Below are 13,986 nucleotides of genomic sequence, written 5' to 3' on the forward strand. Positions count from 1 at the left end.
CATGCGAATTACCGGCCATGCGTCCCGAAACGCCAAACGCGGCGCCACCTTGCCCGAACTGCTGATCTCGTTGGCCGTCAGCGCGATCCTGGCGATCGCCGCGTGGCCGGTGCTTCGCGACCTGACTGCGGAGCAGACAGTGGCCCATGCCGCTGACCGGCTGGCCGCGTCACTGGCGCTGGCACGCACAATCGCGGCCAGTCGCCGTCTTGAAGTGCGTATCAGCCCCCTCGCAGGCGCCCAGACGCTGGATGGCGGCTGGCAGTTAGACAGCGACACGGAGCCTTCGCTCGCAGTCGTCAGAGCCAGCGACCCGTGCCTGCGGATCACGCTCCGTAGCACGGCGGGCCATGCCGGCGCACAAAGCCTGCGCTTGACACCTGTGGGATACTCACGGTCTGAGCAAGGCGGCTTTCTGGCCGCCACGTTCCAGTTGCGCTGCTACCGCGCGCAGCGTCAGGTCCGGCTCGGTGCCCAGGGGCGCATCCGGATCTGCCGGCCCGGCATCGATGTCGATTGCGACTGACCGGACCGGATTCCCGACAAACCCTTTGGCCAGAATCCCACGCCATGTTTTCCGCCGCTGACTACACCGCCATGGAACAGGCCCTCGCGCTCGCCGCGCGTGGCATGTTCACCACCACGCCGAACCCTCGTGTCGGCTGCGTGCTGATGAAGGACGGAATGGTCATCGGGGAAGGCTACACGCAACCGGCCGGCCAGGATCATGCCGAGATCCAGGCCATGAAGGACGCGATCTCGCGCGGCCATGATCCCGCTGGCGCCACCGCCTACGTCACGCTGGAGCCGTGCAGCCACTTCGGCCGCACGCCACCATGTGCCGACGCGCTGGTGCGCGCAGGTATCGCGCGCGTGGTGGCTGCCATGGAAGACCCAAATCCCACCGTATCCGGCCGTGGCCTGCAGCGCTTGCGCGACGCGGGCATCGACGTCCGCTGCGGGCTGCTGGAAAAGGAAGCGCGGGATCTCAATATCGGCTTTATCTCGCGCATGACGCGCGGACTTCCCTGGGTGCGAGTCAAGGTAGCTGCATCCCTCGACGGCGGCACTGCGCTGCACGATGGCACAAGCCAATGGATCACCGGCCAGCCGGCACGCGACGACGGGCACGCCTGGCGCGCCCGGGCCTGTGCCATCCTGACCGGTATTGGCACCGTCCGCGACGACAATCCGGCACTGACCGTGCGTGCCATCCCGACGCCGCGACAGCCGCAGCGCGTGCTTGTCGACTCACGGCTTGAAGTGCCGCTCGACGCGCAGATCCTCAACCGCGATACCGGCGACTTCGCCAAACCCGTGCTGGTCTTCTGCGCCATCGAAGACAAGGCCCGCCAGCGCGCGCTCGAGGCACGTGGCGCCGAAGTCGTGGTGCTGCCCAATCCGCATGGCAAGGTGGAACTGCGCCGCATGCTGGAAGAACTCGCGCGGCGAGGCATCAACGAACTCCACGTGGAAGCGGGTTTCAAGCTCAATGGCTCACTGATCCGCGAAGGCTGCGCGGACGAACTGCTGGTCTACCTGGCGCCGAAGCTGCTTGGCGACGCGCAGGGCATGTTCAATCTGCCGCCGCTGTCGAAGCTTGAAGACGCGACCGAATTCCGCTGGCACGAAGTGCGCCAGATTGGCGACGATCTGCGCCTGATCGCGCGCCGCGCCGACACCCAACGCTGAACAAACACACACACATCGAAGAGGCAAGCATGTTTACTGGCATCGTGGCGGCGGTTGGCCGCATCGAATCCGTCTCCCCGCTCGGTGACGTCAACGCAGGCGTGCGCCTGCGCGTGGCGGCCGGCGACCTCGACCTGACAGACGTCGGCATCGGCGACAGTATCGCCATCCAGGGCGCGTGCATGACCGTGGTAACGCTGGGCGCGGGCCAATTCGACGTCGACGTCTCACGCGAATCGCTCGACAAGACCGTCGGCCTCGACCAGCCAGGCCGCGTCAATCTGGAAAAGGCGCTGCGTCTGGCCGACCGCCTGGGCGGGCACCTGGTGTCGGGTCACGTGGACGGACTTGGCGAGGTCGTTCGCTTTGCACCGGTGGGCGAATCGCATGAACTCCGTATCCGTGCGCCGCGCGAGCTGGGCCGCTATCTGGCCTACAAGGGATCGGTGGTGGTCAACGGCGTGTCGCTGACCGTCAACAGCGTCAGCGATGAAGCCGACGGCTGCGTGTTCTCGATCAACCTGATTCCGCATACCGTGGAAGTCACCACGCTCAACGAACTGGCACCGGGCAAGCGCGTGAACCTCGAGATCGACCTGATCGCGCGGTACGTGGAGCGAATGCTGTCGGCCTCCGCCGAGGCGGGACAACCGCTCGTCTGACAATCGATGGCGCCGGTAGCTGCCGGCGCCTCCTCCCGGCGCCCACTCGACGGCCACCGGCGCAATGCAGAACGGCCACTGGCAATTCGATTGCCAGTGGCCGTTCGCACTTGCTGCGCTGCCTGAGGCTCAGACCTTGATGTCGATGTTCTGACCCAGATGCGGCGGATTGCTGCCAGCCGATCCAACACCGGGCATGGATTGCAGCAGTTGAGCCACGCCCTGCGACTGCATGTCGAGCGTCTTGCGCAACATCGTGATCCCGACGGGATCGCTACCTGGGTCTGAGGCGTTCAGCGAACTGACGATGGAATTGATCATTGGGTTCTGCCTGATTCAAGTTTGACAAGTGCGGCACGGCAGGCACAAGCACTTGCGCCATTCAGCCGCATCCATGTTGTCGGCAGAATTCCGGCATGACTTGAGCGCGGGTCTTTCACTCGTCGCCCTTCTCGCCCACCGTCTCCACAACCTTGCGCGTGCTAATCCAGTCGCCAATCGCCCGCATGACCACCTGTTCGCGCCCTACGAAGCCGTGCTGCGAGAACGCCTCGCAAGGCTCTCCGCGCGCCCCCTTCGACCCCTGCACCGTGATCAATGGAATGTTTCCACGCCGGGCCGCGATACTCCGGTACTGCGTCAGCGGACACGGGTCATCCTGATGATGGACAAACAACTGATCGACATGCGTCGCCGTCCAGTCAAAGTTCCACATCGGCAGACCGTGCGCATTGCGATTGCGGCCTGCGCGAGGGTCAGTAATGGTGGACGTGTGCACCGCGCCGTCGATGCGACCGTCGAGCTTGCGCGCCAGGAAGGCGCTCGACACGGTGCCATAGCTCGTGCCGACCAGATAGACCTTGCCAATGCCAAAGTTCGCCTTGAGCTTGTCGATCGCCGCACCTACGTCGACCGCATACTGGTCCGACGTCCGGTATTCGTCATCGCAGTTGCTCCAGTGGTCCTTCGGGCAGTCGACCATCACCGTCATCACCTGATCGCTCACCAGATGCCGGCGCGCGCGCACCAGGAAGTTGCCGCGAAGCTGATAGACCGGCGCCCCGTTCTGGACTTCGACCCGCAATACGCCGGGATAGCCCGGGAACAGTAGCGCCGCCGTCGAAGGGCTGGAGCCGGGCTTCTTGCTGACCACGAGACTCAGCTCGGTGCCTCGCGGCAGGCTTACCGTCGTGACGCTCTCATCGAGCGCGGCTTCCTGCGCCATCGTGCAGGGGCTCATGAAGACACCCAGACACAGTGCGACGATCGTCATTACGTATCTCATGTTCTCCCCCTCTCCGCTCGATGCGCGCCGTGCGCATTCGCTCCAGTCAGGCCGCCCCTGACGGCGCAAACCTCGGCGCGCCCGCCACGTCCAGCGCCCCATCCTCCTGGGCGATGAACACGCCGCGCGCCACATTGTGTGGGTGCCGCGCCGCTTCCGCGACGCTCAGCACCGGTGCATAGCAAACGTCCGTGCCGCCAAGCAGCGCGTCCCAGTGCGCGCGCGGCTCGCTCGCGAAGAGCCTGGTGAAACGCTGCTTCAACGCGGGCCAGGCCGCGTGGTCATACTGCGCGGCGGGATCGACGTCGGTCATGCCGAGCCGCTCCAGCAACAACGCATAGAACTGCGGCTCCAGCGCGCCGATCGTGATGAATCCACCATCGGCACAGCCATACACATCATAGAACGGCGATTGATGGAACGGGCTGGGTGTCGGGCCATCGAGCTGGCCGTTATTGCGCACCCACATCGCGATGCTGCCGAGCATCGCCACCATGTCGACGATGGCGCCATCGACCACACGCCCGCGCCCCGAGGCACGGGCGTCAAGCAGGGCGCAGACGATACCGAACGCCAGCCCCAGCGCGCCGCCCGCATCGCCGACCACGGTGGGCGGGATCATCGGCGCCTCACCCGGGCGGGCCGAGAGCGACAACATGCCCGTCAGCGCCACGTAGTTGAGGTCGTGTCCGGCGGTCTGCGCGAGCGGGCCGGACTGGCCCCACCCCGTCATGCGCCCATAGACCAGCTTCGGATTGCGGGCGGCGCAGTCGGCCGGGCCCAGGCCCAGCCGCTCCATCACACCCGGACGATTTCCTTCGATCAGGGCATCGGCGCCGTCCACCAACCGCATTGCCTCGGCCAGATCGTCGGGCTGCTTCAGATCGAGTGGCACGATGACCTTGCCGCGCCGCAGCGGGCTGGGCTTGTCACCGCCTAGCTGGTCGGCCACGGCCACACGCTGGCGCCGCGCGATGACCGTCACTTCCGCCCCCATGTCGGCCAGCATCCGGCCCGCCAGCGGCCCAGGGCCGATTCCTTCAAATTCGACAATGCGGATGCCCTGCAGCGGCGGTGTCATGCGCGATCTCCTTGGATGGCAAAAATCATGGCTCTAGGTATGGCGCTTCGCGCACACCGATGCAACCGGGACCAACCCGGATGCGGTGGCGTCGGGGCGCCCGGGGCCGGAGCCGGCCCGCCATGCACGGCTTGGCGTACAATAGCGGCCTTGATTTCGCCGGCATCGTCGCATCCCGCCGCCGGCCCTGCCCGCCGAAAAGCATCCCGCTCGCCATTCATACGTCGCCCCAACCATGACTATCTCTCGTATCGAAGACATCATTGCCGACATTCGTGCCGGCCGCATGGTCATCCTTGTGGACGAGGAAGATCGTGAAAACGAGGGCGACCTTGTCCTGGCGGCCGATTTCGTCACGCCGGAAGCCATCAACTTCATGGCCAAGTACGGCCGCGGCCTGATCTGCCTGACGCTGACCGCCGAACGCTGCCGCCAGCTCGAGCTGTATCCGATGGTGTCGCGCAACGGCACCGTGCATGGCACCAACTTCACGGTATCCATCGAAGCCGCCGAAGGCGTGACCACCGGCATCTCGGCAGCCGACCGTTCCCGCACCGTCCAGGCCGCCGTGGCCCGTGACGCCCGCGCGAGCGACCTGGTGCAGCCCGGCCACATCTTCCCGCTGACGGCCCAGCCCGGCGGCGTGCTGATCCGCGCCGGCCATACCGAGGCCGGCTGCGACCTTGGCACCCTGGCTGGCCTGACGCCCGCCGCGGTGATCTGCGAAATCATGAAGGACGACGGTACGATGGCCCGGCTGCCGGACCTGATCGAGTTCGCGCGCGAGCACGACCTCAAGATCGGAACGATTGCCGACCTGATCCACTACCGCAGCCGCACCGAAAGCATCATCGAACGAGTGGGCGAGCGCGACATGCAAACGCCGTGGGGCACGTTCCACAGCGTGCTGTATCGCGACAAGCCGTCCGGCCGCGCCCATGTGGCGTTGATCAAGGGCAAGCCCCAGCCTGAGCGCGAGACGCTGGTGCGCGTGCACGAGCCGTTGTCGGTGCTCGACCTGCTGGAAGCCGGCCACACCACCCATTCGTGGAGCCTGCCCGCCGCGCTGGAAGTGCTGCATGGCGCCGAACATGGCGTGATGGTGCTGCTGAACTGCGGCGACTCGCCGGAAATGCTGTTCGAGCAATTCGCCGCGCTGGAGGCCCCGGAGAACCGTCCGCGCCGCAAGCCGGACTTGCGCACCTACGGCGTGGGCGCGCAGATCCTGCGCGACGTCGGCGTGGGCAAGATGCGCGTGCTGGGTTCGCCGCAGAAGATGCCGAGCATGACCGGTTACGAACTCGAGATCGTTGGCTGCCAGCCGATGAGCGGCGAGTCGAATCGCGGCTGACCGGGAACGGATCGTACCGATTGACCCGGCAGCGGCGCATCCGCGCGGCTGCCTGACCGAATCACTGGAGAAATAACAATGGATCACGGCTTCTACGAGAGCAACCTCGACGGTGAAGGCCTGCGTATCGGCATCGTGCAGGCACGCTTCAACGAGCCCGTCTGCGACGAACTGCGCGAGGCCTGCATGGCGGAACTGGAAAAGCTGGGCGTCGAAGGCGAAGACACGCTGCTGGTGACCGTGCCGGGCGCACTGGAAGTGCCGCTGGCGCTGCAGAAGATGGCCGAGAGCGGCCAGTTCGACGCGCTGGTCGCGCTGGGCGCGGTGGTGCGTGGCGAAACCTATCACTTCGAGCTGGTCTCGAATGAATCCGGCGCCGGTATCACCCGCGTGGGCCTCGATTTCAACGTGCCCATCGCCAACGGCATCCTGACCGTCGACACCGACGCCCAGGCCCATGCCCGCACCCGCGAGAAGGGCCGCGATTGCGCCCGCGCCGCAGTGGAAATGGCCAACCTGGTGGTCGCGCTCGATTCGCTTCGCGAGCATGGCGCCGAAGACGCAGAAGACGAGGAAGATGATGAGTGACGCGCCCGACACCGGCGACAAGGGCGAGGCAGCCGGCAAGCCGGCTGGCGCCAAGCCGCGCACCGAGCCGAAGGCACCGCCGAAGAGCGCGCGTCGCCGTTCGCGCGAACTGGCCTTGCAGGGCCTGTACCAGTGGCTGCTGAATCGCAACGATATCGGCGCCATCCAGGCCCATCTGCACGATGCCCAAGGCTTCAACAAGGCCGACCGCGAGCACTTCGACGCCCTGCTGGGTGGCGCCGTGCGCGAGGAAGCACGTCTGACGGCGGCCTTCGAGCCGTTCCTGGACCGCACCGTCGACGAACTGTCGCCGGTTGAGCGCGCCGCGCTGCTGGTTGGCAGCTACGAACTCGTGCACTGCCTGGACATTCCGTACAAGGTCGTGATCAACGAAGCTGTCGAACTGACCAAGACCTTCGGCGGCGTGGAAGGTTACAAGTACGTCAACGGCGTGCTCGACAAGCTGGCCGCGCAGGTGCGGGCGCCGGAAGTATCAGCTCGTCGTTAATTCGAGCATTTAAAACAGATGTTGCATTTCGGTGCGTGGCATTCGAATATGCTCAGCACCGGCAAGACACCCGCCCCGGCGGGTGTTTTTGTTTGGTCACCCGATGTTCGGCGGGCGTAGCCGATGACGATGCGCCATGCCACCCCTTCTCTGACTCTCTGACGGGCCAGTCCCGATTGCCATGGATCTCCAGCGCCTTGCCACCGCTTCCCGCCTCGCCAACATCGACGCCTTCCACGTGATGGAGTTGGCCAAGCAGGCCGCCGAACTCGAACGCGCCGGGCGCCACATCATCCATATGGGTATCGGCGAGCCGGACTTCACGGCTGCCGCGCCGGTCATTCACGCTGCCGAAGCCGCGATGCGCCGCGGTGTCACGCAGTACACGGGCGCGCTTGGCATCCACGCGCTGCGTGAGGCGATCGCCGGCTATTACAAGACGGCCTATGGAATCGATGTCCCGGCCCGGCGCGTGATTGTCACGGCCGGCGCCTCGGGCGCGCTGTTGCTGGCCTGCGCCGTGCTCGTCGAGATCGGCGCCGAGGTACTGATGCCGGATCCGAGCTACCCGTGCAACCGGCATTTCGTGGCGGCGTTTGACGGCCACGCGAAGATGATCCCGAGCGGCCCGGAAGAACGTTTCCAGCTCACGGCGGCCCAGGTGGTCGAGCACTGGGGCGAGAACACGCGGGGCGTGCTGTTGGCATCGCCGTCGAACCCGACCGGCACGTCGATTCTGCCCGACGAACTCAAGGCCATCCTGGCCGAGGTTCGCAAGCGCCAAGGCTTCGCAATTCTCGACGAGATCTACCAGGGGCTGTCGTACGACGCGCCGCCGGTCTCGGCGCTCTCGCTCGACGACAACGTCGTGACCGTTAACAGCTTTTCGAAGTACTTCAATATGACCGGCTGGCGCCTGGGCTGGCTCGTGGTGCCCGACTCGCTGGTGCCGGCATTCGAAAAGGTCGCGCAGAACCTGTTCATCTGCGCGTCGGCCGTGGCGCAGCACGCCGCGCTGGCCTGCTTCACGCCCGAGGCGCTGGCGATCTATGACGAGCGCAAGGCGGAATTCCGCCGCCGCCGCGATGCCATCGTCCCCGCGCTCGAAGCACTCGGCCTGCGCGTACCGGTCAAGCCGGACGGCGCGTTCTACGTCTACGCCAACTGCCGCCACGTCAATCATCCGGCTGCCGGCAACGCCGACCGTCTGACGCAGGCCATCCTGCACGATGCCGGCGTGGTCATGGTGCCTGGCACGGACTTCGGCCCGCATACCGCCAACGACTACATCCGGATTTCATACGCGACGTCGATGCAGAACATCGAGGAGGCGATGCAGCGACTGCATCATTTCCTGCGGTAGAGGTAGAGGTAGCGCCTGCGCGGATTGCCTGGGTTGCTCACCGTTCCACAGGCATCAAACGAAAAAGGCACCCCAAGGGGTGCCTTTTTCATGAGCGACGAGAATCCGCGGCTCAGGCCGACTGGGCCGTATTGCCGGACGCCTCGAGCTTCTCGGTGCCTTGATGATGCTCGGCCTGCGTCTTGGTGTCGGGAACGGCCGGTGCCTTCTCCGTGCTCGGCAGACCCAGCAGGGCACGCAGACGCGCGCGCTCGGCCAGCACCTTTGCGCCATAGCCGCCGTCGGTATTGGTCGTGGCACCCACGTAGTACTTCAGCCCGCCTTCGATCGAACCGGCACGCGCGATGCAATCCTTGAGCACCAGCGCGCCAATCTTGATGTTGGCGTACGGATTCAGCGCGGCGGACACGCCGCCCACGGCCTCGTACTTGTCCTGGTGGACCTTCGTCATGACCTGCATCAGGCCCTGCGCGCCAACGCCGCTTTCCGCGTACGGATTGAAGCTCGACTCGATCGCGATCACGCCCAGGATCAGCAGCGGATCGATACCGACCTCGCGCCCCGTCATATAGGCGGCCTTCACGAGCTGCGCAGTCGCCTGCGTCGCCACGCGGTACTTGCGGGCGATGTACTCGGCCACGGCAGCCTGCTCACGCGCGGAGCCAAGCGCAGCCGTGTTGCGGGCGTCCAGCGCCACGCGCTGGACCGGAATCTGCGCGGCCAGATGCGCCACGGACGGCACCTTGCCGGCAGCCGTCTGGCTCCATTCGTCCACGCCCGACACGGTCGGCAGGCCCGAGCTGCCATGGCTGGCTACGGCGGCCATCAGGCGCGACGCGGCCACATCCGCCGACATGGGCGGCACATGGCTGATCGAATCCTTCGACATGGCAGCATCCACCAGCACGGCAGGGGCTTCGTTGCCTGCCAGCGCACCGGCGAGCGAGGTCCGCCATTGCTGGCTGACGGTCAAGGTGACCGCTGCGGCCACCGACAGCACCCCGAGACTGTTCAGGGTGTATTTCAAGGTTGTGCGGCTGCCGCGCAGCAACGCGCGGCCTGCCACCGGATGGGCCAGTCGCACTTGCAGTGCGCGGCTCACACCGGGAACCGGTTGTCTGAAGCGGACCTGCAATGCCCGCCCGATACCGGGAAGATGAAGGGTTTTCCAACCGCTCATGCTTACCTCCATCCGCTGCCCGCTGCGCGCGCCTGACAACTGCGCGAGCCCGATCTCAACGTACTCAAGTAAGGATGCTGCGTCACCTAGCAGGGGTGTCCAGCACCTGTTGGCGGGCGCTCCCCATGCGCCCAACGAGAAACAGGGTACGAACCTGGGGAGCCGCACCCTGCCACTAAGCACTCATTCATGCCCCGGCATCCCGCCAGGGTGATCGTCGATCGGGCCACTCCCGGCAGCCTCGTGATCGCAATCAATTGAGGTGTTGTATTCGCAGCGATTCGGCAGACATCCTATTGACAGAGGACAAAAAGCCATGTTGCGGCGCAACACCTCGAAGAGCAGACCGGATTGTAGGAACGCTTTTATAACCCGTCAAGCATAACAAAACAAATTAACACTACTTTTATATATATGTAACAGCGGCCTCCGGGCGGCCGTCAGCGCACCCGCAAACCCGGAATCATAAGCCGGGCCTAGTATTGCTCCCCCTCCCCGACCTGACCGAACTCGCAATTTACTTACAATTTCAACTCAGTCGCTGGCACGATTTTTTTGCGCCTTTGCGGTGGCGTGTGTATCGTCACACACATTGGAAACGTCGCGCCATGACCCCTCGCGACACCGCACCCCAAATCGATTTCACTATGCAATACAAAGACTTGCGCGATTTCATGAGCCAGCTCGAGCAGCGTGGCGAGCTGAAACGCGTGGCAGCACCGGTGTCACCGAACCTCGAAATGACCGAGATCTGCGACCGCCTGCTACGCGCAAACGGCCCGGCCGTCCTGTTCGAGCAACCGCGCCGTGACAATGGCGATATCTATAAAGTGCCTGTCCTGGCAAATCTGTTCGGCACGACACAGAGGGTGGCGCAGGGCATGGGCGCATCGTCGCTTGAGGATCTTCGCGACATTGGTCGCGTGCTCTCGGCCCTCAAGGAACCGGAGCCGCCGCGCGGCCTGCGTGAAGCCGGCAAACTGTTTACGCTGGCCAAGTCCGTATGGGACATGGCGCCCAAGCGCGTGAACAGCCCCGCGTGCCAGGAGATCGTCTGGGAAGGCAACGACGTCGATCTCGCGCGCCTGCCGATCCAGACGTGCTGGCCCGGTGATGCGGCACCACTAATTACATGGGGCCTGGTCGTGACGAAGGGCCCGCACAAGAAGCGCCAGAACCTGGGCATCTATCGCCAGCAGGTCATCAGCCGTAACCAGGTCATCATGCGCTGGCTCGCCCACCGTGGCGGCGCGCTCGATTTCCGCGAGCACGCGCTGGCCAACCCGGGCAAGCCGTTCCCGATCGCCGTGGCGCTGGGCGCCGATCCGGCCACGATCCTCGGCGCCGTCACACCCGTGCCCGATACGCTCTCCGAGTACCAATTCGCCGGCCTGCTGCGCGGCAGCCGCACTGCGCTGGCCAGCTGCATCACGCCTACGCTGTCCGAACTGTCGGTGCCCGCATCGGCGGAGATCATCCTCGAGGGCCACATCCAGCCCGATCCGAACCACCCGTCTGGCTACCAGCACGCGCTGGAAGGCCCGTATGGCGATCACACTGGCTATTACAACGAGCAGGACTGGTTCCCGGTCTTCACGATCGATCGCATCACGATGCGCCGTGACCCGGTCTACCACTCCACCTATACGGGCAAGCCGCCCGACGAGCCGGCAGTGCTCGGCGTGGCGCTGAATGAGGTGTTCGTGCCGCTGCTGCAGAAGCAGTTTCCCGAGATCACCGACTTCTACCTGCCGCCGGAGGGCTGCAGCTACCGCATGGCACTGGTCCGCATGAAGAAGCAGTACGCCGGCCACGCCAAGCGCGTGATGTTCGGGGTGTGGAGCTTCCTGCGCCAGTTCATGTATACGAAGTTCATCGTCGTGGTGGATGACGACATCGACGTGCGTGACTGGAAGGAAGTGATCTGGGCGATCACCACGCGTGTGGACCCGACCCGCGACACCGTGATGGTCGACAACACGCCGATCGACTACCTCGACTTTGCCTCGCCGGTCTCGGGCCTGGGATCGAAGATGGGTATCGACGCCACCGACAAGTGGCCCGGCGAAACCACGCGCGAATGGGGTACGCCGATCACCATGACCCCGGAGATCAAGGCCCGCGTGGATCAGATGTGGGGCTCGCTGTTCGAGGAAGGCCCCGGCAAGTAGCGCGATTGCCCGCTATCATCGCTTTTTGACCGGCAATCCAGGACAACACTCTCATGGCCCGCGCAGACGGGCTCCGGAGGAGACAAATGACGCTTGCAACCCAGGCCGGACAGCCGGCATGGACGCCGTCCGCGGCATTCACCGAAAGCAGCCATCTGGCCGCCTATATGAAGTGGTTGCGCGGCGCGCGCGGCCTCGACTTCCGTGACTACGCCAGCCTCTGGCAATGGTCGGTCACCGACATCGAAGCGTTCTGGCAGACCATCGTCGATTACTTCGACGTACGCTTCGACACGCCCGCGCAGCGTGTGCTGGATCGCCGCACCATGCCGGGCGCGCGCTGGTTCGAGGGCGCGACGCTCAACTACGCGCAGCAGATCTTCCGCCACGCCGGCACTGGCCTGGCACGCCAGCGCACCGCCATTCGCCATGCCGGCGAGGCGCAACCGCTAGCCGATATCAGTTGGGACACGCTGGAATCACAAGTCGCCTCGGTTTCCCACGCCTTGCGCCAGATGGGCGTAACGCGCGGTGACCGCGTGGCTGGCTACCTGCCCAACGTGCCGGAAACGATCGTCGCATTCCTGGCAACCGTCAGCGTAGGCGCGATCTGGTCCGGCTGCGCGCCGGACATGGGCCAGGTGGCTGTGATCGACCGCTTCCGCCAGATCGAACCAAAGGTGTTGATCGCTGTTGATGGCTACCGATACGGCGGCAAGACGTACGATCGAGCGCCTGTGGTCGCCGATCTGGTTGCCGCGCTGCCCTCGCTGACCGACCTCGTGATCGTGCCGTCGATCGGCAGCAACGTCACGCCCGAGCCACATGCCCGGCGCCACACCTGGACCGACGTGCTGGCGCACGACGTGCCGCTCGAGATCACGCCGGTGCCGTTCGATCATCCCTTGTGGATCGTCTATTCATCCGGCACCACCGGTATGCCAAAGCCAATCGTCCACGGGCACGGCGGCATCGTGATCGAGCAGCTCAAGCTGATGGCATTCCACAACAACCTGGGCACAGAAGACGTGTTTCACTGGTACAGCAGCAGCGGCTGGATCATGTGGAATGCGCAGGTGGCTGGCCTGCTGCTGGGTACCACCATCGCGCTCTACGACGGCAACCCGGCGTGGCCCGATGCCGGCGTGCTCTGGCGATTCGTGGATCAGGCGCGTGTGACGATGTTCGGCGCTGGCGCCGCATTCTTCACCAATTGCATGAAGGCTGGCGTAGAACCGGCGCAGATCGCCGATCTGTCACGCCTGCGCGGTCTGGGCTCGACGGGATCGCCACTGCCGGAGGAAGCGTACGACTGGATCTACGGGCACGTGCGCGCCGACATCTGGCTAGCGCCGATGTCCGGCGGTACTGACTTCGCCGGATCGTTCGTGGCCGGATGCCCCCTGCTGCCGGTCTATCAGGGCGAAATGCAGTGCCGTTGCCTGGGCGCCAAGGTCGAAGCCTTTGACGACAACGGCAAGCCACTGATCGACGAAGTGGGCGAACTGGTCTGCACCGAGCCGATGCCATCTATGCCACTGTTCCTGTGGGGCGATGCCGACGGCAAGCGCTACCGCGACAGCTACTTCGACACCTATCCGAACGCGTGGCGCCACGGCGACTGGATTCGCATCACGCCGCGCGGCGGCGCCATCATCTACGGTCGCTCCGATGCGACGATCAACCGATACGGCATTCGCATGGGCACGAGCGAGCTGTATCGCGTGGTGGAAGAGTTGCCCGAAGTGCTCGACAGCATGGTGGTCGATCTCGAATACCTCGGCCGCGAATCGTATATGCCACTGTTCGTGGTGCTGCGAGAGGGCATGGCGCTGGACGATGCCCTGCGTGACACCCTGCGCGCGCGCATTCGCGTTGCGTTGTCGTCTCGGCACGTGCCGAACGAGATCCTGCAGGTGCCCGGCGTGCCGCGCACGCTCTCGGGCAAAAAGATGGAAGTGCCGATCAAGAAGCTGCTGCTCGGTCATGCACCCGAGAAGATCGCCAACCGCGATGCCATGGCGAATCCCGAGTGCCTGACGTGGTACTTCGCGTATGCGGAGGACTACCTGACGCGCGCGGCGCAGCCGGCGTAAGGCGCTACG

General features: G+C 65.0%; 13 protein-coding genes. 9 read left to right on the forward strand and 4 right to left on the reverse strand.

Annotated features, from left to right (window positions below):
• Position 1: 1 nt before the first annotated feature.
• Genes K6G35_RS12180 through K6G35_RS12190 form a run of 3 tightly spaced genes read left to right on the forward strand, consistent with a single transcriptional unit; the run spans position 2 to position 2,354 of the window.
• Positions 2-526 carry a GspH/FimT family pseudopilin gene (locus K6G35_RS12180; RefSeq protein WP_008642254.1) on the forward strand — a complete coding sequence of 175 codons (525 nt, stop codon included), beginning with the start codon at positions 2-4 and terminating at the stop codon, positions 524-526.
• 44 nt (positions 527-570) lie between these two features.
• The gene (ribD, locus tag K6G35_RS12185) at positions 571-1,692 is read left to right on the forward strand and encodes a bifunctional diaminohydroxyphosphoribosylaminopyrimidine deaminase/5-amino-6-(5-phosphoribosylamino)uracil reductase RibD (protein WP_008642252.1); all 1,122 of its coding nucleotides are present in this window, start codon (positions 571-573) and stop codon (positions 1,690-1,692) included.
• Positions 1,693-1,721: 29 nt separating this feature from the next.
• Positions 1,722-2,354, forward strand: a complete 633-nt coding sequence (locus K6G35_RS12190; protein ID WP_008642251.1) for a riboflavin synthase — start codon at positions 1,722-1,724, stop codon at positions 2,352-2,354.
• Positions 2,355-2,483: 129 nt separating this feature from the next.
• Here the strand turns inward: K6G35_RS12190 and K6G35_RS12195 are convergent, their stop codons facing one another.
• From K6G35_RS12195 to K6G35_RS12205, 3 genes are all read right to left on the reverse strand, one after another.
• The gene (locus tag K6G35_RS12195; RefSeq protein ID WP_035884771.1) at positions 2,484-2,675 is read right to left on the reverse strand and encodes a YjfB family protein; all 192 of its coding nucleotides are present in this window, start codon (positions 2,673-2,675) and stop codon (positions 2,484-2,486) included.
• Between the two features lie 115 nt (positions 2,676-2,790).
• On the reverse strand, positions 2,791-3,627 hold the full coding sequence (locus K6G35_RS12200) for an alpha/beta fold hydrolase (protein WP_008642248.1): 837 nt from the start codon (positions 3,625-3,627) through the stop codon (positions 2,791-2,793).
• A gap of 58 nt (positions 3,628-3,685) precedes the next feature.
• A complete protein-coding gene (locus K6G35_RS12205) occupies positions 3,686-4,720 on the reverse strand; it encodes a CaiB/BaiF CoA transferase family protein (RefSeq protein ID WP_286881600.1) in 1,035 nt (344 codons plus the stop codon).
• Positions 4,721-4,955: 235 nt separating this feature from the next.
• On the opposite strand from K6G35_RS12205, the gene ribBA reads away from it, so the two are divergent.
• From ribBA to K6G35_RS12225, 4 genes are all read left to right on the forward strand, one after another.
• Positions 4,956-6,071: a bifunctional 3,4-dihydroxy-2-butanone-4-phosphate synthase/GTP cyclohydrolase II gene (gene ribBA / locus K6G35_RS12210; protein WP_008642246.1), complete on the forward strand. Its 1,116-nt coding sequence runs from the start codon at positions 4,956-4,958 to the stop codon at positions 6,069-6,071.
• Positions 6,072-6,149: 78 nt separating this feature from the next.
• Positions 6,150-6,659 carry a 6,7-dimethyl-8-ribityllumazine synthase gene (gene ribH, locus K6G35_RS12215; RefSeq protein ID WP_008642245.1) on the forward strand — a complete coding sequence of 170 codons (510 nt, stop codon included), beginning with the start codon at positions 6,150-6,152 and terminating at the stop codon, positions 6,657-6,659.
• On the forward strand, positions 6,652-7,167 hold the full coding sequence (nusB, locus tag K6G35_RS12220; protein WP_008642244.1) for a transcription antitermination factor NusB: 516 nt from the start codon (positions 6,652-6,654) through the stop codon (positions 7,165-7,167). The genes ribH and nusB overlap by 8 nt, the downstream gene beginning before the upstream one ends.
• Before the next feature lie 181 nt (positions 7,168-7,348).
• The gene (locus tag K6G35_RS12225) at positions 7,349-8,530 is read left to right on the forward strand and encodes a pyridoxal phosphate-dependent aminotransferase (RefSeq protein WP_008642243.1); all 1,182 of its coding nucleotides are present in this window, start codon (positions 7,349-7,351) and stop codon (positions 8,528-8,530) included.
• Between the two features lie 112 nt (positions 8,531-8,642).
• Here K6G35_RS12225 and K6G35_RS12230 read toward each other — a convergent pair whose 3' ends face one another.
• Positions 8,643-9,710: a lytic transglycosylase domain-containing protein gene (locus K6G35_RS12230; protein ID WP_035884768.1), complete on the reverse strand. Its 1,068-nt coding sequence runs from the start codon at positions 9,708-9,710 to the stop codon at positions 8,643-8,645.
• Positions 9,711-10,357: 647 nt separating this feature from the next.
• Between K6G35_RS12230 and ubiD the strand changes: the two genes are divergently transcribed.
• Together ubiD and K6G35_RS12240 are read left to right on the forward strand one after the other, a co-directional pair.
• A complete protein-coding gene (gene ubiD, locus K6G35_RS12235) occupies positions 10,358-11,881 on the forward strand; it encodes a 4-hydroxy-3-polyprenylbenzoate decarboxylase (protein WP_008642241.1) in 1,524 nt (507 codons plus the stop codon).
• Between the two features lie 86 nt (positions 11,882-11,967).
• Complete coding sequence (locus K6G35_RS12240; RefSeq protein ID WP_495675776.1) at positions 11,968-13,977, forward strand: acetoacetate--CoA ligase; 2,010 nt, start codon at positions 11,968-11,970, stop codon at positions 13,975-13,977.
• Positions 13,978-13,986: the final 9 nt, after the last annotated feature.

This window comes from Cupriavidus sp. HY129 (assembly GCF_059492215.1).